Raw genomic sequence first — 20322 nt, 5'->3', positions numbered from 1 at the left:
GGCATCAGACCCTGGAGCGCCGTGGCTGACTACCGACCCTTGCGACGCGATACACGCGCTTCGATGTTCTTGCGGCCAATGAGCAGCGCAGGCTTTTCCGTGACTGGCTCATCGGCCAGCCATTTATACATGACAAGGCAATCCACCAACCCCAGGTGTGCATGGCGATAAGCCTTGGGCAAGCGGCCGACGGTTTCGAAGCCCAGCTTGTGCCACAAGGCCACCGCCACTTCATTGCTGGCGACCACCGAGTTGAACTGCAGCGCCAGAAAGCCTTCCTGACGAGCCAGCTTCTGCGAGTGCTCGCACATCAAGCGCGCCACCCCGCGGCCACGTGCCTGCTCGGTCACCATGTAGCCACAATTGCCCACGTGGCTGCCTGGCCCGCTGGCGTTGGCCTTGAGGTAGTAGGAGCCCAGGAGCACGCCCTGCGCTTCGGCTACCAGTGTGTGCCGGGGCAGCTCGAGCCACATGTGGCGGGCCTGCTCAAAGGTCATGTCGGGGTCAAGGGCGTAGGTTTCGCGCGCCTGGACCACGCCCTCCAGCGTGGGCCAGAAGCGCTCGAAATCTTCTGGCGTCATGGGGCGGATATTGATCATGTGCAGCCTCAGATGTAGATGAACACCAGCACCAGTGCCGCTACCACTGCCCATTTCTCGAGGTAGTAACGCGTGCGGTTGCGCTTCTTCAGCGCCTTGCCGCGCTCGCGAATGCGGTAGATGCGGGTGAACAGGCGGTTGATGGCGCCGGTCTTGTCCCCTGCATCGTTGGGCGCCGCGGCGGCGGCCATGACGTTGCGGCTGAACCAGCGATTGAACGCCGTGGCCCAGCGGTACTTGAGCGGGCGCTCCACATCGCAGAACAGAATGATGCGATTGTGCTCGGTGGTGTTGGCCGCGTAGTGGATGTAGGTTTCGTCGAACACAACGCCCTGGCCATCGCGCCACGAATATTTCTCGCCATCGACGTCGATGTAGCAGCCGTCATCGTTCGGAGTATCCAGGCCCAGGTGATAGCGGTAGGAGCCAGCATAGGGGTCGCGGTGCCGAACCAGCTTGGCCCCAGGGGGCAGGGTGGCGAACATGGCGGCCTTGACGGTGCCAATGCCTTGCAGCAGTTGCGTGGTGCGCGGGCACAGGGTCATGGCCGACGGATGACTTTCGCCGTACCACTTGAGGTAAAACCGCTTCCAGCCGGTCTTGAAGAACGAGTTGAAGCCCACGTCGTCGTAATTATCGGACTTCTTGATTTCGCCAACCTGGAGTAAGCGCTGGGCTTCTTCACGGATTTCCTGCCAGTGTTCCTGCAGCGGTTGTAGCTCAGGGAAGGCTTCGACCGGCAGGTAAGGTTTGGCCGGATGTTTCGAGAACAAGTAAAGGAAACTGTTGACCGGGGCCAGGAAGCTGGAATGGTCACCCAGCTGGCGGGTAAGTTTGTGACGCACCCGGCCGCGCAGGTGAACGTAGGCGATCGAGAGGACGAATAGCAGAACGAGTGCAATTTTCATGGACGTTTACTTGTCGAAAAATGGCCATGCGCGATGGCATAAGCCCGCCAGCATAAACAATCGTCGCGGCAGTTTGTACCTATTGTTACGAAACTGTCCGGCCGGTTCGGTGTCGCGTTGCGCAGTCTGCGACCCTGGTTTCACCTTCAGGAGATTTTATGGTTCAGGACACTCGCTCCACGGCCAGCCCGTTCAAGCGGCTGTTTTTCGCCCTGCCAGTCAGTGATGCCCAGCGCCGCGATGTCTCCCAGTGGCGACGCAGCCTGGCGCTGCGCAGCGGCAGGCCGGTGCCAGCCGCCAATTTCCATATCACCCTGGCATTCCTGGGCAATGTCGATGCGGCGCAGGTCCCATCGGTGTGCGCTGCCGTCGATCAATTGCTGCTGCCCGACAAGGCGCCGAGGCTGGTGCTTGATCGCTTGCAGGTGTGGCACAGGGCCGGTGCCCTGGTGCTTGAGGCGCAGCATACGCCTGCCCCCCTTCTTCAACTGGTCTATGGGCTGCAACAGGCGCTGCTGCCCTTGGGTATCGCCGTTGCAGACCGCACCTTTCGACCCCACTTGACGTTGTCCCGCGACTTTCACGGGCAGCCCCCTGAGGCCGGCACGCCGCCCGAATTCTTTGTCAGCGCCCGGGAATGTGTACTTTACGAGTCTCGAAAGGGCGCCTATCAGCCATTGGCACGCTGGGCATTGGGGAATGGGGGCGCATTCATTAGCCCACTGGGCTCACACCGGTAGGCTCTGATACGGCAGTTCTTCGCCGGGGCTGCGTTCGAATTGGCGTTTGTACTCGCGGCTGAACTGCGACGTGCTCTGGTAGCCCACCCGATGGGCGACCTGAGCCACGCCCATACCTTCGCCGATCAGCATCTGCTGTGCCTTGAGCAGCCGCAGGCGCTTGAGGTACTGCATGGGGGCCATGTCGGTGCAGCGCTTGAAATGCTCGTGGAAGGTGGAGACGCTCATGTTCGCTCGCCCAGCCAGGGCCTCGACGCTCAGCGGCTCGCTGTAGTGCTCGCGCAGGTGGGCCAAGGCGGCGCCGATGCGGGCGAAATGGCCCTGTTGCTCGACCAGCGCTCTGAGTACCCCGGCCTGCGGGCCACGCAAGGCGGCGTACAGCACTTCGCGCACCCGGGCCGGCCCCAGCACCTTGGCGTCCACAGGGTCTTGCAGGCACTCCAGCAACCGCTCGACCCGCTCACGCATGGGCGCGTCCAGGGCGGCCGAGGTCATCGACTGGGGCGTCTGAGCCTGTACCGGGCCGTCGGTGGCAAGGCCGCTGCTCTGCACCAGTTCGCCCAGCGTGGCGCGGTCGATGGCGACTGCCACGCCCAGCAAGGGCACATCAGGAGTGGCGAAGGTTTCGCACATGAACGGTACCGACAATGCCTGCACCAGGTAATGCCCCGCGCCGTACTCGAGCGTGCGGGGCCCAAGGCGGGCCAGCTTGCTGCCCTGGGCCAGGATCATCAGGCTCGGCTCGTAGATCTGGGGACTGCTGGCCACGTAGTGGTCCCAGCTCAGCACTTGTACCTGGGGCAGGTGGGTGGGCACGAACCCTGGGCGAACTGCCAAACGGCGTATGAGTGCGCAAAGCGGGGCATTGGCGTCGACGTGACGGGTCAGTTGCATGGAGCACCGGGGCAGAGAATCGGACAGCATGGGTGGACGGATTATGCCCGCCGCGCGTTGGCTGCACCAGAAGCTTCGGAGAATCAGGCAAGGCTTCCGGAGAATCTGCGGTGGGCAATGTCGCTAGCTGAGAACAAAATGCTTCACATGAACCGTTTCACTTAACCGCGAGGTCTCCATGTATACCGCTATCGGTTACGCCGCCCAAACCCCCACAAGCCCGTTGGCACCCATGACCTTCGAGCGCCGCAGCCCGCGCCCGGATGACGTGGCCATCGACATCCTGTATTGCGGGGTGTGCCACTCGGACATTCACCAGGCCCGCAACGAATGGGGCATTGCGGTCTACCCCTTGATGCCCGGCCACGAGATCGTCGGCCGCGTGACCGCGGTAGGCGCCCAGGTCACCGGCCACAAGGTCGGTGACCTGGTCGGTGTCGGCTGCATGGTGGATTCCTGCCGTCAGTGCGCGGCCTGTGCGAAAGACCTTGAGCAGTACTGCCTCGAAGGCCCGACCATGACCTATGCCACGCCCGATCGGGTCGATGGCAGCAACACCATGGGTGGCTACTCCAGCAGCATCGTGGTGAGCGAGCATTTCGTGGTACGCATCCCCGAGGGCATGGACCTGCCCAGCGCCGCCCCTATCCTGTGCGCCGGTATCACCACCTATTCGCCGCTCAAGCACCACGGTGTAGGCCCAGGCCACAAAGTGGGCATCCTAGGCATGGGTGGCCTGGGCCACATGGGCATCAAGCTGGCCAAGGCGCTGGGTGCCGAAGTCACGCTGTTCACCCGTTCCGAGGCCAAGGCCGCTGAAGCGCGCCGCCAGGGGGCCGACCATGTGATCGTGTCCACCGACGCCGAGCAGATGAAAGCGGCAGCCGGTCGCTTCGATTTCCTGCTCGACACCATTCCGGTCCAGCATGACCTCAATCCCTACCTGGAAACCCTGACGTTCGACGGCGTGCACATCCTCGTCGGGCTGATCGAACCAATCGAGCCTGCGCTGCATGCTGCCAACCTGGTCATGAAGCGCCGCGTGCTGGCCGGCTCGTTGATCGGCGGTATTGCCGAAACCCAGGAAGTGCTGGACTTCTGTGCCAAGCACGACATTCGGTGCGACATCGAGATGCTGGATATCCGGCACATCAACGAGGCCTATGAGCGCATGATCGCAGGCGACGTGAAGTACCGTTTCGTGATCGACATGGCGACCCTCAAGGCCTGATCGGCCGTCGGTCTGCACCGGGATCAAACGGTGCAGGTCCTGTCGCTGGCCTTACCAGGCCAGCGGCTTGTCCCCACCTTTCCAGAACAGCCAGCGGCGGACCTCGCCATGCGGGCCTGTACCGATCTGCCAATCAGGTCGGCCACTGTCGAGCGCTATCACCGAGATGAACCCCGCATGGCTTGCGGCAACGAGGGTTCGACCATCCTTGCTGATGTCCATTGCGCTGATGGTCGAACCTAGATAGTGCTGCCAGCGTTCGCAACCGTCTCCCCCAAAAGCCCGTAAATAACCATAGGCATCACCGACGATGTACTCGTCCTGGCGCGCCACGCCTGCGTAGACCCGTGCGCCTTCCTGCACCACCGGCGTGCGCGGGTCCTGGCTGTAGTAATCCGTATCCAGGCCCTCCAGGTCGCTCACCCTGACGGCCAGCGACGCACCGCTGTAGAAGTGACAGGCATTGAGCAGCAACTGGTCCCCGGTACGGTTGAACAGGGCGTAGTGCGGGTATTCGCTGGCCGGTCCGATACTGGCAACAGGCGTTAACTGACGGTCCAGCACCTGGTGTCGGTTGGCTTGCTCGCCTACCACGACCCACTGCCCGTCGGGCGATACAGCGCCATGGGCCATGCTCAGGCCCAGGATGATGTCATCGGGGTCCGTACCCTCTGCCAGCGCTTGCTCTACCTGCTCCTGGCGGGGCAGCAGCCGGCTCGCGCCCTGCTCAGAGAGCACGAAAATGCCCTCGTCGCTGATCAGCAGCACCTGTTGCCCATCGGGAAAGGGTATCAATGCAGTCGCAATGGGCGGCAGGTCGAAAGGCTCGAACGGATAGCCTTTGGGCAACCCCTCCAAACCGGTAGGCCACGCCAGCCGCCGCACCTGTGGGCCGCCCCATCCATCGGTCACGCGCACACCCTCGGCGTTGGCCAGGGCGAAGAAGCGCCGAGCCGGGCAACGGCCGAAATGCTCGACGCCGATGATGGGTGTCACGGTGTAACCATCGATACGCACCACCTGGCCTTTCTCGTGAGGCATGCCGATCCGTGCGAGCAGACTCCCGTCATCGAGCAGCAGCAACGTGGTGATACCCTGACCATGGGTGTCGAGCAGGGGCAACAAGGGCGCATGGGCTGGCGGCCAAGCCTGGCGAAATGCCTGGCGCTGGTGCTCCTCGACGGTCGGCTGGTTGACCTTGCGCAAGGCGGCGCGCCAGGCTTCCAGCAAGTGTTCAGTGGCAGGGTGCCGGGGTTCTTCGAGCTGGTCCCAGCCGTGCGCACTGCCTTGTGCGACATAGTCGTTGACCGCCTGGGCGTAGGTGATAACGGCCTGCTGCCATTGCTGCTGGGGATGCTGCTTGTCCATGAGTGGGTGGAACTCCTTGAGGTGCGCCAGTATCCGAGATTGCGCATGGTACTCCTTCGGTACGGCGGTTGTGAGGCCCGAGCATGACGCGTACCATGCCTGCGTCCCCAATTTTAATAAGACACACGCTCATACCGCTCCTAGTCGGGGCCGGACGTGCGTGGTCTTGCCTTGCCTGTGGAGAACCGGTTTCACGCCATGAACAGACCCTTACCTGACCACTTGCCGCCCACAGTAGGCGGCGGCAGCTGGCTGAGCGTCATCGCTCTGGCGTTGGCTGCCTTCATCTTCAACACCACCGAGTTCGTGCCGGTGGCGCTGCTCAGCGACATTGGCCGCAGCTTCGACATGACCACCGCGCAAGTGGGGCTGATGCTGACCATCTATGCCTGGGTCGTGGCATTGGCGTCACTGCCGATGATGTTGATGACACGCAACATCGAGCGGCGGCGCCTGCTGTTGTTCGTGTTTCTGGTGTTCATCGTCAGCCATCTGCTGTCCTGGCTGTCGCAGAGTTTTGCGATGCTGCTGCTTAGCCGCATCGGCATAGCCTTGGCGCATGCCGTGTTCTGGGCCATTACGGCCTCGCTTGCGGTACGCGTGGCGCCCCCTGGGCAGCAGGCCAAGGCGCTGGGCCTGTTGGCCACCGGCACGACGCTGGCGATGGTGCTCGGCATTCCCCTGGGCCGCGTGGTGGGCGAGGCGCTGGGGTGGCGCGTTACCTTCCTGAGCATCGCGGGTGTGGCGCTGGCGACCATGCTGTGCCTGATGAAGTCGCTGCCGTTGTTGCCGAGCCAGAATTCGGGATCGTTGCGCAGCCTGCCGATACTGTTCAAGCGGCCTGCGCTGGTCATCACCTACTTGCTGGTGACGCTGGTGATCACGGCGCAGTTTACCGCCTACAGCTACATCGAGCCGTTCGCCCTGCATGTCGCGCAGATCAGCGGTGAGCGCACCACGTTGGTCTTGCTGTTGTTTGGCGGCGCTGGCGTGGTCGGCTCGTTCCTGTTCAGCCGCTACAGCGACCGTTTTCCCCAAGGTTTTCTGGTGGGCTCGATCGGCATGCTGGCAGTCTGCTTGCTGGTGCTCTTGCCATTGTCCGGCAGCTTCCATGCGTTCGCCGTGCTGAGCATGTGCTGGGGTGTGGCGATCTTGAGCTTCAGCCTGTCATTGCAGTCACGCACCTTGAAGCTGGCCTCCGACGCCACGGATGTGGCCATGGCGTTGTTTTCCGGCATCTACAACATCGGCATCGGCGGTGGTGCGTTGCTGGGCAGTATCGTCAGCAGCTACCTGGGCGTGGCCAATATCGGCCTGGTCGGGGGCAGCGTGGCAGTGGTCGGCTTGTTGCTGGCAGTGGGCAGTACCCGCCGCTTTCGCGACGCGCTGACCCATTGAGTTTGGCTTTGCGGGCAACAAGGCTGCTCAGCTCAATACCGCAGCCCACGCTGAGAGCAAGAGCAGGCCGCCCAGGGCCTGGTTGAACACGCGCAGGCGGCGTGGCGTTTGCAGCCAGGCCGCAGTGCCTGCGCCCAGCACCGCCCACAGCGTCATGCACGGCAGTGCGATCACCAGGAACACCAGTGCCAGTTGCCACACCGCCAGGCCTGGCGCGGCAAACACGCCGATTACGGACACGGCCATCAGCCACACCTTGGGGTTGATCACCTGCAGCGTTGCCGCGTCCACTGCCGTTAACACCCGCGCCTGGGCTGGCGCGCCGGTATCGCCGGTGCTGCGCAGCAATTGCCAGGCCAGCCAGCTCAACCACAACACTGCGCCCCACATCATCAGATGCTGGGCTTGTGGGTGGCGCGTCAACCATTGGCCCAGTCCCATGCCAACCAGCAACACAGTGGCCGCAGCGGCCAGGCAGGCCGCCAGGATGGGCACCAGCGTGCTGCGCAGGCCATGTCGGGCGCCTTGGGCAAGGATCAGCAGATTGGTCGGGCCGGGGCTGATGCTGGCAACCAGGGCAAATGCAACGAATGGCAGAAAAGAATGCGTCATGTGCTGGGGCTCCTTTGGTGTCAGCCCCCATGCTCGCCATTTGCATCGCCTCAGTCTGGAAGGATTGAGCAGCGCTTGCGGTAGTATGCCGGGGTGAGCTGATAGGCCCGCCGAAACCACCGGCCCAGGTGGCTCTGATCGGCAAAGCCCAAGGTGACAGCTACGTCTGCAGGGCTGGCCCCGCTGGCAAGCAAACGCCGGGCCCTGGCCAGGCGCAGCTGGATGAGGTACGCATGCGGGGCGAGCCCGAATGCTGCCTTGAAGGCTCTGGTCAAGCGGTAACGGTCGATGCCACAGGCAGTCGCCAGCTCTTGGAGGCCAACATCCCGTGCGAGGTTGTCATGCAGATAATCGCGGGCCCGTTGCGCCGTGAGCGGCAAGCGCGGGTCCGGGTCGACTCGCTTGCGCCAGTGCAGGTGGCGTGTGAGGCAGGCGAGCAAGGCGTCGATGGCTGACTGCCTTACGATGAGCAGCTCGTGTGCATGCAGGGCATTGAAGGCAAACGCGGTGGCTTGGCCAAGCTGCAGGTCCTGGGTCAGCGTGTCGGCGAAACGGGGCAAGGCGTCACGCGGCGCGTGTTCGAATAGCAGGCGCAACTGCTGCTCCAGCCAGTCCGGCTCCAGGTAGAGCGTGGAGTAGGTAAAACCTTCTTCAGTGGGCGCAAGCCCATCGTGCAGGTCCCCAGGTTCAAGCATGAAGACTTGCCCCGGCACACTATGGTGCCTGACCCGCCGGCAATTGAATTGCTGGACCCCTTGCTCGGTGACGCCTACCAGAAAGCTCTCGTGCCAATGGGGGTCGTAGGCATGACCGACGAAATGGGCGCGGATCGACTCGATGCCGGTCTCGGCGTCCTGCTTGAGGTCGATCCAGTTACTCATGGGGGCTCGCTATGTGCATGCTGATGCTTAGGCTGTACAGGAAGCCTAGCGCCCTCGGCTACAGGTGTCTGGAAGATTTGTGCAACTGCCGAGCCTGGCTGCCGGCTGCAGTGCATCGAACCGCTGGCGCAGCCACTGGTGCAGTTGCGTGACGGCAGGGGTGAGCTGCTTGCGGTGCGGGCATACCAGCGTGACAGGCGTCGGCTCGCCCGGCCATTGAGGCAGGACGATTTCCAGCCTGCCGCAGGCAAGGTCGTCACTGACATCCAGCCACGACTTGTAGACGATACCTTCGCCAAGTACCGCTAGGCGGCGAATCACATCGGCGTCATCACTGATCAGTGGCCCTTTCACGTGCACCGTGCGTTGGCCAAGTTGCCACTTGTCGTACACCCGACCGTGCTGCATGTACAACAAGCAGGCATGGGCATGCAGTGCCTCGGGCGTCTGCGGTCGGCCGTGGCGGGCCAGGTAATCGGGGGAGGCGACCAGGACGCGCTGGTTCCAGTCGGCCAGGGGGAGGGCGATGTAGTTGGCGTCCTGGTTCAGGCCGTAACGCACGGCAACGTCCACCGGATCACGGTTCAGGTCGGCAATCTGGTCGGACAGCATGAACCGCAGGTGCAAGGCCGGGTGCTCCCGGCGAAACGCGCTGAGCCAGGGCAGCAGCATGTTGCGGCCCAAGTCCGAGGGTGCTGAAACCTGTAAGGTGCCGCGCAGGGCAGTGGCATTGCCGTGCAAATCGTCATGCCCGCGGCGCAGGCTTTCCAGCACGTTCACGGCAGTCGGCAGGTAGCGCTCGCCCTCGGCAGTCAGGCGCAGGCTGCGGGTAGTGCGAACGAACAGACGTACGTCCAGATCACGCTCCAGCCGCTTGATGGCGGCCGCCACCTGGCCGGGCAACACGTTTGCTTCGATGGCAGCTGCGGTGAAGCTGCCCAGCACGCTGCTGCGCACGAACAGTTCGAGGTCGGCAAGACGCAACATTGTCACTCCAGGGGTGAAAGTGTTGCTCGATTGTGCCGGTTTTTATTTGTGGCAGGAAAGATACCATGGGCACTCCTTTTCTCTCGACGTCCGGAATTGCCCATGGATACCGTCTCGCTGGCCAAGCGCCGCTACACCACCAAAGCCTACGATGCATCGCGTCAAATCCCCCAAGCCACGGTCGACGCCTTGCTCGAGCAATTGCGTCACAGTCCATCTTCGGTGAATTCCCAGCCCTGGCATTTCGTCGTTGCCCAGAGCGAAGCTGCCAAAGCCCGCCTGACCATGAGTACCGACACCGACTACGCCTACAACTCGCCCAAATTGCGCGATGCCTCCCATGTCATCGTTTTTTGCACGCGCACCGACATGACCCAGGCGCACCTGGAGGCCGTGCTCGCCCAGGAGGCACTCGACGGGCGTTTTCGCGATGAGCAGGCCAAGGCGGCGCAGGACAACAGCCGACGCCACTACGCCGACCTGCATCGTTACGAGCGCAAGGACCTGCAGCATTGGATGGAAAAGCAAACCTATCTTGCCCTGGGTACAGCCTTGCTGGGCGCCGCTGCCCTGGGCCTGGACGCTACCCCCATCGAAGGCTTCGATAGCAAGCGCCTGGATGCCGAGCTTGGCTTGCGCGAACAAGGCTTCACCAGCGTAGTGCTGCTGAGCCTGGGCTATCGCAGTGAAACCGACTTCAATGCCGGGTTGAGCAAATCGCGGCTCCCGGCATCCAAGGTATTCACCTTCCTGTAAAGGCATGCCCGGCTGGCGTGGTTCACCAGAGTGCAGCGCTGGCCGTGGTCAGTGCCGAGGCCAATACCGCAATGGCCTTGTCGACTTCCGCTTCGGTGGTGAACCTGCCAACGCTCAGGCGAATGCTGTTACGGGCACGGCGCTCGTCCAACCCCAGCGCCAGCAGGACGTGGGATGCCGCATTGTTCGCTGAATTGCAGGCCGAGGTGGTCGACAGCGCCAGTTGTGTGGCGAGCGCCGCGCTGTTGAACCTTGCCTGATCGATACACAGGTTCAGGGTGTGCGGCACGCGCTGCGTAGCGCAGCCGTTGAGCGTGATGCCGGGCAGTGCCAATAGGCCCTCGCGCAGGCGCTTGGCCAGCTGCGCCAAGCGCTGGTACTCGCCATCGCCTGGCTGGCCGGCCAGGGCAAACGCGCTGCCCATGCCCGCGATCTGATGCGTGGCCAGGGTACCGGAGCGCAAGCCTTGCTCATGACCACCCCCATGCAGTTGGGCACGCATGTCGGCGCGCGCGCGCGGGCCGACGAACAGCGCACCGATGCCCTTGGGGCCATACACCTTGTGGGCGGAAAAGGACATCAGGTCAACGGGCAGGCTAGCCAGGTCGATGGCGAGCTTTCCTACCGCCTGAGCTGCGTCGACGTGGAACACGGCGCCGTGCGCCCGCACCCGCTCGCCGATGGCAGCGATGTCGGTGACTGTGCCCAATTCATTGTTCACCGCCATCAGCGACACCAGGCGCGTATCGGCGCGCAGCGCGTCCTGAACCATGGCCGGATGGATCAGGCCTGATCGGTCAGGTTGCAGTCGGGTCACCGCCCAGCCTTGACGCTCCAGTTCGGCTGCGGTGTCCAGAACGGCTTTGTGCTCTAGCTGACTGGTCAGAAGATGCCCAGGCTGGCCCAACCCCTGCGCGACGCCTTTGAGCGCCAGGTTGTTGGACTCGGTCGCCCCGGATGTCCATACCAGTGACGCCGGCGGCGCCCCCACGCGTTCGGCTACCTGCTCACGGGCCAGTTCGACTGCATCACGCGCTGCCTTGCCATAGACATGCCCGCTCGAGGCCGGGTTACCGAAATGGTCATGCCGACCGAGACATGCAAGCATGGTCTGGATCACTCGATCGTCGACCGGGGTAGTGGCAGCGTAATCGAAGTAGAGAGGAGCGTCAGACATAAGCAGGTCCATTGGCAAGAGAGCGAGGATGCCTGAACAAGATTAACTGCGTCACGAAGAGACTTTTGCTCTAAATCAGGGCGTTTTAAGACCATTTTGCAAAAGCATTCTCCGGATCGGGCATAACGAAAAAAATATCCCTACCCTTGTCTCGACACTCAGACGGTCTTTTCTCATTGACCATTGAGAGTCCGTTCCTCTTCGCTGACTACCCGCTCGCACAACTCGGTAATCTGCTCGCGCATCCAGCGGTTCGCTGGGTCCTGGTCAGTGCTTTCATGCCAGTACAGGTGCGTCTCCAACGCCGGCACCTCTACAGGCAAAGGCTTGTAGCACAACTGATGACGGCGGGCGAAACGCTCTGGCACGGTCATCACCATGTCGGTTTGCTGCAGTACTTGCGAGGCCATCAGGTAATGCTGTGAGCGCAGGGCCACCTTGCGCTGCACGCCCATCTTGCCCAGCGCAAGGTCCACGTAACCCAGCCCGTTGCGGCGGCTGGAAATGTGGATATGGGGCATGCCAAGGTACCCATCCAGGCTCAATGCCCTGTCGGCCAGCGGGTGGCCTTGGCGCAGGGCGCAGACGTAGCGGTCCTGCATCAACTTGATGTGTCGCACTTGAGGGTCGGTGTTGAGGGGGGCGTCGATGGCGAAGTCCAGTCGTCCTGCGGCAAGCTCCTTGGTGGTCTCCCGGCGCTTGCACAGGAAACTCTCGATCAGCACCCCAGGTGCCAGGCGACGCAGGCGTTGGAACAGCGGCGGCAGGATCACAGCCTCGGTCAGGTCGGTCATGCTGATGCGAAACGTCTTGCTCGCTTGCAGGGGGTTGAACGTCCGGCTTTCCTGCACCGAGGTGCGTAGCAATGCCAGCGCGCTGCGGACCGAGCCGATGATGTTCTGCGCCATGGGTGTTGGCACCATGCCCTGGGCGGTCCGTACGAACAGCGGGTCGTTGAACGTTTCACGCAGCCTGGACAATGCATTGGACACGGCAGGCTGGGTGATGCCGACGATCTGCCCGGCACGGGTGAGGTTGGCTTCGGTGTAGATCGCATCGAAGACGATGAACAGGTTGAGATCGACCTTGCTGAGGTTCATGAGCGCCGCTCGTTCTTGGAATTATCGGCCGATCATATATCGGTTATGAATGTTAATACACGGCGAAAATAGACTAGGTGGATGACCCGTGCCTGCCCTAGGCTTGCTTCATGTCATTCGACCTTGAAGGAACCCGCCAATGGATTTCGCCTATTCACCCAAGGTGCAAGCGCTGCGCGAGCGCGTGACTGCTTTCATGGATACCTACGTCTATCCTGCCGAGTCGGTATTCGAACGCCAGGTTGCCGAAGGCGATCGTTGGCAGCCTACCGCCATCATGGAATCGCTGAAAATCAAGGCACGCGAGGAGGGCTTGTGGAACCTGTTTCTGCCTGAATCCGAATACGGCGCAGGGCTGACCAACCTGGAGTACGCCCCACTGGCCGAGATCATGGGCCGTTCATTGTTGGGCCCGGAGCCGTTCAACTGCTCGGCACCGGACACAGGAAACATGGAAGTGCTGGTGCGCTACGGTACGGCCGCGCAGAAGCAGCAGTGGCTGGAGCCTTTGTTGCGGGGTGAAATCCGCTCGGCATTCGCCATGACCGAGCCCGATGTGGCGTCTTCGGATGCCACCAACATGGCGGCTACAGCAGTGCGCGAAGGGGACCAGTGGGTCATCAACGGCCGCAAGTGGTGGACCTCCGGCGCATGTGACCCGCGGTGCAAGGTCCTGATCTTCATGGGCCTTTCCAACCCGAACGGCCCGCGGCACCAACAACACTCGATGGTTCTGGTGCCGATGGATACAACCGGTGTGAGGGTGCTCAGACCTCTGCCGGTATTTGGCTACGACGACGCGCCTCATGGCCATGCCGAGGTGCTGTTCGAAAATGTGCGGGTGCCGTTGGAGAACGTGCTGCTTGGAGAGGGCAGGGGGTTCGAGATCGCCCAAGGCCGACTGGGGCCTGGACGCATACACCATTGCATGCGGTCCATCGGCATGGCCGAACGGGCCCTGGAGCTGATGTGCAAGCGCGCGGTTGCCCGGACTGCGTTCGGACAGCCACTGGCGCGGCTGGGCGGGAATGTCGACAAGATTGCCGATTCGCGCATGGACATCGACATGGCACGCCTGCTCACGCTCAAAGCGGCCTACATGATGGACACCGTGGGCAACAAGGTAGCCCGCAGCGAGATCGCCCAGATCAAGGTGGTAGCACCGAATGTTGCGCTGCGCGTGATTGATCGGGCGATCCAGTTGCACGGTGGTGCGGGGGTGAGCGCTGATTTTCCGTTGGCCTACATGTACGCCATGCAGCGCACCCTGCGCCTGGCCGACGGGCCCGATGAAGTGCACCGGGCAGCGATCGGCAAGTACGAGATCGGCAAGTATCTGCCTGCATCAGGCTCAGCGGCCCAACGCTGATTGCTGGGGTCAAGCCGCCAGGCTCAGCGGGCCGAGCGGCTGTTGGTATCGGCAGGCGTAGTGGTGGCAGGTTTGTGCAAATGCGCGCCAGTAGGGTCATCCAGCTGAATGATGACGCCTTTCTGCCAACTGTCGGCGCCGGTATCGGGCGTAGGAATGTCGATATCAGCGCGCTGCTTGCGCGTCTGGGCGGTATCGATGCCCAGGCGACGGTTGCGCTGCTCGACCATCGCCGGGTCTGCCTGACCGTCCGCAGTGAAGCCCATCATCAGTTGCGGCACGCCCATCGGCAGGGACTTGTCCTGGTCGGTATGCCAGGTATGCCACGTCTTGCCGTAGGTGGTGGCCAGGCGTTTCATCAAGGCATGTTCGGCAGGCGCAGGGATACCGGGCGCCACCAACTGGCCAGAGGACACTTCAAACCCGTGGCTGTGCCACAGCGCTTTTTCCTTGGCGGGTAACCGGGCGAACAACTTCTGATCGATGATGTACTCCACGCCCATGATCTTGGCCGTGGCCGTGCTGCCATCGTAGATCACGCACTGAATGACGTCTTCGTTGAGGATCGCACAGTAATGATGCGCTTCCATTTGAATATCCGGATGGCCGTTATAGAAGTGAAAACCATCCAGGTAGGCATTGAGTGCGTCAATAGGCGGTTTGGCCTGTAACACCGCCGCGCCTTTTTCAAGCCATTGCGTGCCGGGTTTTATTGGGGCGCCGGGTGTTTGCACGGGCGATGCGGTTTTGGCCCCTGAGCAACCCGCGAGCAGGGCGCTGGCCAAACATAGGCCAAGAAGGCCGAGGGAAGGGTTGGGCATGATTGAGTCTCCGCAGGGTGTGCGCAACAGACCGCTTGCCGGGCACTAACATTTTCTTTGACGGACAGACGGTAATGCTGTCTAGTTAGTCAAGCCGGTTGAACCAAGCCTATGTTCGACTGCACTAACAAGTTACTGAAGTTTCATTGCCCGTCGTACTGAAAAGGAAACGTCCCCATGTCTCGTCTTGCAGAGTTTCGTCAACTGGAACAGAAATTGGCTGCCCAACTTGCAGAGCTGGAAGCCATGAAAGGTAGCCCTGAGCTGCAAAAAGAAATCGAGTTTGAAACCAAACTGCGAAATCTGCTGGCCAAGTACGAATACAGTTTGCGCGATATCGTCAACCTGCTCGACCCGAAAAACGGTCAACGGCCCGCTGCGCCTGCCGCGGCCCAGAAAGCGCCACGCCGTGCTCGGCAGGTCAAGCAGTACAAGAACCCTCACACCGGTGAAGTCATTGAGACCAAAGGTGGCAATCACACCAAGCTCAAGGCATGGAAGGCCGAACACGGCGCTGATGAAGTGGAAAACTGGCTGGCCAAGTAATGCCCACCCAACGTTATCCCACTACCCCGGACGGCCGCTATTTCGTTGTCCGGGGGCGTTTGTGGCGCTGCACCGATCCCTCCCTGTCCGACGCTCTGCGTCAGCACTGGGTGCATGCCCTGATGGATGCGCGCAGAGCGGTAAAGGACGCAAAGGCCAATGACGAACCCGATCAGCTTGCTCGCGCCCGTGCCCAGGTTCAAGCTGCAAAGGTCGCGCTGGGGGAGCGTGGCCCCGTCTGGTGGGGCGACGGGAGCCCGGACTTCAACCGGCGCATGGCGGTCAATACTCCTTATGCCGAGTGGTTTCAATCGCTTGATCCGGCTCAGTAACCGGGGCCTTGGTTTGACCGCGGGTTTTTATCAGCGACACCAGCACACCGCCCAGCAACAGCCCGAACGTGACTCCCAGCGACAATAGGGCGGGCACCTTGCCAACCATGCCGTGGTAGAAGATCTTGCAGCCGATGAAGATCAGCACGAGCGCCAGCGCATACTTCAAGTACACGAAACGGTGCATCAGTGCCGACAAGGCAAAGTACAGTGAACGCAGGCCCAAGATGGCAAAGATATTGGATGTGTAGACGATGAAAGGGTCCTGGGTGATGGCGAATATCGCCGGGACGCTGTCCACGGCAAATACGAGGTCAGCCAGTTCAATCAACACCAGCGCAAGAAACAGCGGCGTAGCGTGGCGCACGGCATTGCTTTCCCCACTGGGCGTAACGTGCACGAAAAACTTCGAGCCGTGGATTTGATCGGTTACCCGCATGTGCCGCCTTACAAACTTCAGAATCGGATTGTTGGCCAGGTCTGGCTGACTGTCTTCCCTGGATAGCGCCATTTTCACGCCGGTAAAAAGCAGGAAAGCGCCGAAGAGATAAAGTACCCAGGCAAAGTTCTGCACCAAGGCCGCGCCGACGCCAATCATGATCGCGCGCAACACCACCACGCCGAGAATGCCCCAGAACAACACGCGGTGCTGATACCGGCGGGGAACGGCGAAATAGCTGAAGATCATCGCCATCACGAAGACGTTATCCATCGACAACGACTGCTCGACGAGAAACCCCGTATAGAACTCCAGTGCCGGTTGCGCGCCCAGGTAGTACCAAACACCGACGCCGAACAGCACGCCAACGCCAAAGTAGCCTGAATACAGCAGCAGGCTTTCGCGCATTTCGATTTCGCGGTCATGGCGATGCAGCACGCCCAGGTCGAGCACCAGCAAGCCGACGACGATAGCGACGAAGACCAGCCACAGCCAAGCGCTGGTGCCGAGAAAAGGTGTTGTGAGAAAGGTGTGCAGAGCTGTCATGAGCCCCTCCTGGTCGGTAGACGTTGCGTGGCAACAGTGATCCGACATGGCGGCTGGCAACCGTCAGAGGGGCCCGGTATCACTTAGGCTTGAGCGTAGATCCGTTTGTGGGGCACGCCGAATGAGCAGCTGTTACATTTTTTTGCGAAGGGCCTGGGATGCGCTGACGGCGCAGGTCTTGATGCAGTGCGGTAAGCCTCAATAGACCCAGACCTCGACGCGACGGTTACGCAAGCGGCCTTGCTCGATCTCGTTACCCGCCACCGGCATCTGGTCACCTAACCCCGCCACTTCCAGCACCTCGATACCCCCGCGCGCCAGTGCCTGGCGTACCGCCTCGCCGCGCAGGCGCGAGAGCAGGGCAGCGCGCCCCGGTGTGTCCTTGGGGTCGCCGAAGCCCACCAGTACGGCCTTGCGGTGCGGCTTGCCGGTCTGGTTCAGGTAATCGATGACCCGCTGCACATCCTGGGTAGCCTTGCTGTCCAGGGCGGCACTGCCCGGTTGAAAGCGCAAGTTCACGCTCAACCGCTGGGCGTGCTCTGCCAGCGCCCGATACCGGGTAGGCATGTTCGCAACAGGCGCCACGCGCTGGGCCACGATCTGCTGTGACACAAAGCCTTGCTCGGCCACGATGGCCTGACCGGCGGGGCTCTGGATGAAGTCGATCAATGCAGTGGCCTGAGGGCTTGGGGGAGTGGGCAGATACAGGAACAGGCGGCGTGACAGCGGGTAGACCTCACTGGCCACCAGGGCGCGTTCGGGCAGCAGCGCCGCCGCGGTGCCATCGGCCACTGCCAGTACCTTGGTCCCTTGGAGGGTCGAAAGCCCGGTAAACCCGATGGCCTGGCGATCGACTGCTACTTGGGCGGCCAGACGATCGCCGGCTTCGAAACGCCTGGCTGTCGGCGCCAGGTTGACCTGCCCAGGCGCCAGGACCCGTGACCTGAACGTCTCGAACGTCCCGGAGCGCTCGTCCCTGGCGTACAGGTGGATGTCGCCACCGGCCACCCCGAGTTGCTCCCAGCGCCGTACCTGCCCGCTGAAAACCTGCGCGAGCTGATCCAGGGATAACTCGGACAAGGGGTTGGCGGGATTGACGAGGATGGCGACACCGTCCAGCCCGATGACATGTTCAGCTGCTGGGGAGCGCAAGTCGCCAAATGCCTGCAACTGCCGCGCTTCGCTGTCACTGATCGGGCGAGAGGCGGCGATCAGGTCAGCCTCGCCCCGAGCCAAGGCATCAAAGCCTGTGCTGGAGCCATGCGCCGCGATATCGACCTGAACGTCTACGCCGTCAGCGCGGGTCGCCGTGATCACTGACTCGTTGTCCGCCTTAGCGCTGTGGACTTGCACCTGGGTAGCGTGCTCGGCACGCAGCTGCGCCCGTACCAACGCCGGTAGCAGGGCACTGCCCAGGGTGTTGGAGCCCTGGATGCGCAGGTGCACGGGCTCGGCCCAGGCCATCATCGGCAGCACGGTCAACAGGAAGACGAGCAGGCGGGCCATGCTGATTGGGCCTTCACGGTGGGAATGGCCGCAGCGTAAGGCAGTGGCGTGATGGTGTGATGACAAGGCGGCAACGCCGCCAGGCGACCGTGCGCAGGCACTTGCGCACGGCCGATGGGCGGCGCCTGGATCAGTGAGCCCCGGCCGATTTGCTCAGGTCACTTTCTGCCCACTGGGTATAGATACACGCATCGGCCACCGCCCAGCGTACCTTGACGGTGTCGCCTGGCTGCATCGGCATGCCTGCCGCCGACAAAGCCTTGACCGTCAACGAGGTACCGCCTGCGGTGACCACATGACAGGTTTGGCTTTCACCGAGGAACAACACCTCGCCGACCTTGGCGCTGACTTCGTTCCAGCCGGCAGGCAACGGTTGCTCGGCAGCTTGCTGGGCAGTCAGGGCAAGGGCTTTCTCAGGCCGCACCATGATCAGGGCATCCTGGTCCTGGCCCAGACCTGGGGTCAGGCGAATGGCGACGCTTTGGCCTTCGAAGCTGCCTGCGCCATTGCTGTTGGCCTTGATGCGCAGGAAGTTGGAGTTGCCCAGGAACGAGGCCACAAACGCGTTGGGCGGGTTCTGGTAAAGGTCGTAGCCACTGCCAAGGCCCACGATTTTGCCATGGCTGAAGATCGCGATGCGCTGGGACAGGCGCATGGCCTCTTCCTGATCATGGGTGACGTAGACGATGGTAATGCCAAGACGCCGGTGCAACTGGCGCAGTTCATCCTGCAGGTCTTCACGCAGCTTCTTGTCCAGGGCACCCAGCGGCTCGTCCATCAGCAGGATGCGCGGCTCGTAGACCAGTGCCCTGGCGATGGCCACGCGTTGCTGTTGCCCGCCAGACATCTGCGAGGGCTTGCGGTGCGCGAAAGGCTCCAGTTGCACCAGCTTGAGCATGGCATCGACACGCTTGCGGGTTTCAACCGTACCCAGCTTGCGAATGGCCAGGGGGAAGCCAATGTTGTCGCGCACGTTCAGGTGCGGAAACAGCGAATAGCGCTGAAACACCATGCCGATGTCGCGCTTGTGAGGCGGCACGTTGACCAGCGACTGGCCCTCAACGAGTATCTGGCCGCTGCTGGGAGTCTCAAAGCCAGCCAGCATCGACAAGGTGGTGGACTTGCCGGAGCCGCTTGAACCCAGGAAGGTCAGAAATTCGCCTTCCTGAATGTCCAGGTCCAGGTTGTCCACGGCGGTAAAGTCGCCGTAATGCTTGTTCAGCCCGCGCAGGCTGACCAGGGCCTTGCCACGCGCGTTGTCTTGGATCACTGCACTCATGGGTTAATCTCCGCGCGCTCAGGCGTTGGTTTCGGCACGCCGGCGCAGGGCGGCGGCAAGGAACATCACAAGCAGCGACAGACCGATCAGCAAGGTCGATGCCACGGCGATCACCGGGCTGAGGTCCTGGCGCAGGGTGGTCCACATCTTTACCGGCAGTGTCTGCAGGTCGGGGCTGGCCATCATCACGCTCAGCACCACTTCATCCCAGGACACCAGAAACGCGAACAGCCCGCCGGCGATCATCCCAGGCCGGATGGCCGGGAATGTCACCTTGAAGATGGCCTGCAGGCGCGAGGCACCGCAGATGACGGCGGCGTCCTCGATCGACTGGTCGAACAGCTTCAGGGAATTGATGATGGAGATGATGGTGAAGGGCAGGGCAACGATCACGTGGCTCACCACGAAGGCGAACAAGGTCCCGGTGTAGCCCAGCTTGAGGAACAGGGCGTACACCGCTACGGCGATGATCACCAGGGGCACGATCATGGGCATGGTGAACAGGCCGTACAGCAGCTCGCGCCCCGGGAAGCGCCCGCGCACCAGGGCGAAGGCCGTGGGCAGGCCCAGCAGCACTGCCGCAACGGTGGTGAGCACGGCGACCTTGAGGCTGGCCAGGGCTGCGTCCATCCACTCAGGGTTGGAAAAGAACTGCCCGTACCATTTGAACGTCCAGCCGGGCGGTGGAAACACCAGCCATTGGGACGAACCGAACGACAGCAGCACGATGAAGACCACCGGCAGCAAGAGGAAGGCGGCAATTACACCGGTGGTCAGGTACAGGCCGGTGCGAAGCGGCCGGCCCATGGCATTGGGAGACAAGAGCATGTGGT

Annotated in this window: 21 protein-coding genes; 7 read left to right on the top strand and 14 right to left on the bottom strand. The window is 62.2% G+C overall.

Annotated elements, in window-relative coordinates; all coding sequences use genetic code 11:
- Positions 1–29: 29 nt before the first annotated feature.
- Together FS767_RS03585 and lpxO are read right to left on the bottom strand one after the other, a co-directional pair.
- Positions 30–599: a GNAT family N-acetyltransferase gene (locus tag FS767_RS03585; protein WP_144964214.1), complete on the bottom strand. Its 570-nt coding sequence runs from the start codon at positions 597–599 to the stop codon at positions 30–32.
- Between the two features lie 8 nt (positions 600–607).
- Complete coding sequence (gene lpxO / locus FS767_RS03580) at positions 608–1507, bottom strand: lipid A hydroxylase LpxO (RefSeq protein WP_023536108.1); 900 nt, start codon at positions 1505–1507, stop codon at positions 608–610.
- 158 nt (positions 1508–1665) lie between these two features.
- Here lpxO and thpR point away from each other — a divergent pair, with 158 nt between their 5' ends.
- Complete coding sequence (gene thpR / locus FS767_RS03575) at positions 1666–2247, top strand: RNA 2',3'-cyclic phosphodiesterase (RefSeq protein ID WP_144964213.1); 582 nt, start codon at positions 1666–1668, stop codon at positions 2245–2247.
- Here thpR and FS767_RS03570 read toward each other — a convergent pair.
- Complete coding sequence (locus FS767_RS03570) at positions 2236–3141, bottom strand: AraC family transcriptional regulator (RefSeq protein ID WP_144964212.1); 906 nt, start codon at positions 3139–3141, stop codon at positions 2236–2238. The two genes, thpR and FS767_RS03570, sit on opposite strands and share 12 nt — an antisense overlap.
- 178 nt (positions 3142–3319) lie before the next feature.
- Between FS767_RS03570 and calA the strand changes: the two genes are divergently transcribed.
- Positions 3320–4372, top strand: a complete 1053-nt coding sequence (gene calA / locus FS767_RS03565; protein WP_027914670.1) for a vanillin reductase — start codon at positions 3320–3322, stop codon at positions 4370–4372.
- A gap of 51 nt (positions 4373–4423) precedes the next feature.
- Here the strand turns inward: calA and FS767_RS03560 are convergent, their stop codons facing one another.
- Positions 4424–5740, bottom strand: coding sequence for a hypothetical protein (locus tag FS767_RS03560; RefSeq protein WP_144964211.1), 1317 nt, complete (start codon positions 5738–5740; stop codon positions 4424–4426).
- Between the two features lie 198 nt (positions 5741–5938).
- On the opposite strand from FS767_RS03560, the gene FS767_RS03555 reads away from it, so the two are divergent.
- On the top strand, positions 5939–7138 hold the full coding sequence (locus tag FS767_RS03555; protein WP_144964210.1) for a sugar transporter: 1200 nt from the start codon (positions 5939–5941) through the stop codon (positions 7136–7138).
- Positions 7139–7165: 27 nt separating this feature from the next.
- On the opposite strand, the gene FS767_RS03550 is transcribed toward FS767_RS03555, so the two are convergent.
- From FS767_RS03550 to FS767_RS03540, 3 genes are read right to left on the bottom strand one after another with little or no spacing between them, the layout of a single operon-like run.
- Positions 7166–7750, bottom strand: coding sequence for a LysE family translocator (locus tag FS767_RS03550; RefSeq protein WP_144964209.1), 585 nt, complete (start codon positions 7748–7750; stop codon positions 7166–7168).
- Between the two features lie 50 nt (positions 7751–7800).
- Positions 7801–8631, bottom strand: coding sequence for an AraC family transcriptional regulator (locus tag FS767_RS03545; RefSeq protein WP_058603873.1), 831 nt, complete (start codon positions 8629–8631; stop codon positions 7801–7803).
- A 45-nt stretch (positions 8632–8676) separates the two neighbouring features.
- Positions 8677–9618 carry a LysR family transcriptional regulator gene (locus FS767_RS03540; RefSeq protein WP_144964208.1) on the bottom strand — a complete coding sequence of 314 codons (942 nt, stop codon included), beginning with the start codon at positions 9616–9618 and terminating at the stop codon, positions 8677–8679.
- A 102-nt stretch (positions 9619–9720) separates the two neighbouring features.
- On the opposite strand from FS767_RS03540, the gene nfsB reads away from it, so the two are divergent.
- On the top strand, positions 9721–10374 hold the full coding sequence (gene nfsB / locus FS767_RS03535; RefSeq protein ID WP_058603875.1) for an oxygen-insensitive NAD(P)H nitroreductase: 654 nt from the start codon (positions 9721–9723) through the stop codon (positions 10372–10374).
- 22 nt (positions 10375–10396) lie between these two features.
- Here the strand turns inward: nfsB and FS767_RS03530 are convergent, their stop codons facing one another.
- Positions 10397–11551, bottom strand: coding sequence for a cysteine desulfurase family protein (locus FS767_RS03530; RefSeq protein ID WP_144964207.1), 1155 nt, complete (start codon positions 11549–11551; stop codon positions 10397–10399).
- Positions 11552–11724: 173 nt separating this feature from the next.
- Positions 11725–12651 (bottom strand): LysR family transcriptional regulator, encoded by a 927-nt coding sequence (locus FS767_RS03525; protein WP_144964206.1) that lies wholly within the window; start codon positions 12649–12651, stop codon positions 11725–11727.
- A 139-nt stretch (positions 12652–12790) separates the two neighbouring features.
- Here FS767_RS03525 and FS767_RS03520 point away from each other — a divergent pair, with 139 nt between their 5' ends.
- Entirely contained in the window at positions 12791–14020 is a 1230-nt protein-coding gene (locus FS767_RS03520) for an acyl-CoA dehydrogenase (RefSeq protein ID WP_144964205.1), read from the top strand.
- A gap of 23 nt (positions 14021–14043) precedes the next feature.
- Here the strand turns inward: FS767_RS03520 and FS767_RS03515 are convergent, their stop codons facing one another.
- Entirely contained in the window at positions 14044–14841 is a 798-nt protein-coding gene (locus FS767_RS03515; protein ID WP_144964204.1) for an OBAP family protein, read from the bottom strand.
- A gap of 177 nt (positions 14842–15018) precedes the next feature.
- On the opposite strand from FS767_RS03515, the gene FS767_RS03510 reads away from it, so the two are divergent.
- Both FS767_RS03510 and FS767_RS03505 read left to right on the top strand, forming a co-directional pair.
- Positions 15019–15387 carry a histone-like nucleoid-structuring protein, MvaT/MvaU family gene (locus FS767_RS03510; protein WP_058603880.1) on the top strand — a complete coding sequence of 123 codons (369 nt, stop codon included), beginning with the start codon at positions 15019–15021 and terminating at the stop codon, positions 15385–15387.
- The gene (locus FS767_RS03505; RefSeq protein ID WP_078478760.1) at positions 15387–15719 is read left to right on the top strand and encodes a hypothetical protein; all 333 of its coding nucleotides are present in this window, start codon (positions 15387–15389) and stop codon (positions 15717–15719) included. The genes FS767_RS03510 and FS767_RS03505 overlap by 1 nt, the downstream gene beginning before the upstream one ends.
- On the opposite strand, the gene FS767_RS03500 is transcribed toward FS767_RS03505, so the two are convergent.
- From FS767_RS03500 to FS767_RS03485, 4 genes are all read right to left on the bottom strand, one after another.
- Complete coding sequence (locus tag FS767_RS03500) at positions 15670–16704, bottom strand: TerC family protein (protein WP_144964301.1); 1035 nt, start codon at positions 16702–16704, stop codon at positions 15670–15672. The genes FS767_RS03505 and FS767_RS03500 overlap by 50 nt on opposite strands.
- Positions 16705–16902: 198 nt before the next feature.
- Positions 16903–18210: a substrate-binding domain-containing protein gene (locus FS767_RS03495; RefSeq protein ID WP_144964203.1), complete on the bottom strand. Its 1308-nt coding sequence runs from the start codon at positions 18208–18210 to the stop codon at positions 16903–16905.
- 130 nt (positions 18211–18340) lie between these two features.
- Entirely contained in the window at positions 18341–19489 is a 1149-nt protein-coding gene (locus FS767_RS03490) for an ABC transporter ATP-binding protein (RefSeq protein ID WP_078478758.1), read from the bottom strand.
- An 18-nt stretch (positions 19490–19507) separates the two neighbouring features.
- On the bottom strand, positions 19508–20317 hold the full coding sequence (locus tag FS767_RS03485) for an ABC transporter permease (protein ID WP_023536057.1): 810 nt from the start codon (positions 20315–20317) through the stop codon (positions 19508–19510).
- Positions 20318–20322 lie beyond the last annotated feature (5 nt).

The organism is Pseudomonas sp. DE0010 (genome assembly GCF_007680745.1).
Classification (GTDB): domain Bacteria; phylum Pseudomonadota; class Gammaproteobacteria; order Pseudomonadales; family Pseudomonadaceae; genus Aquipseudomonas; species Aquipseudomonas parafulva_B.
This window is presented reverse-complemented; position numbering and strand designations above follow the sequence as displayed.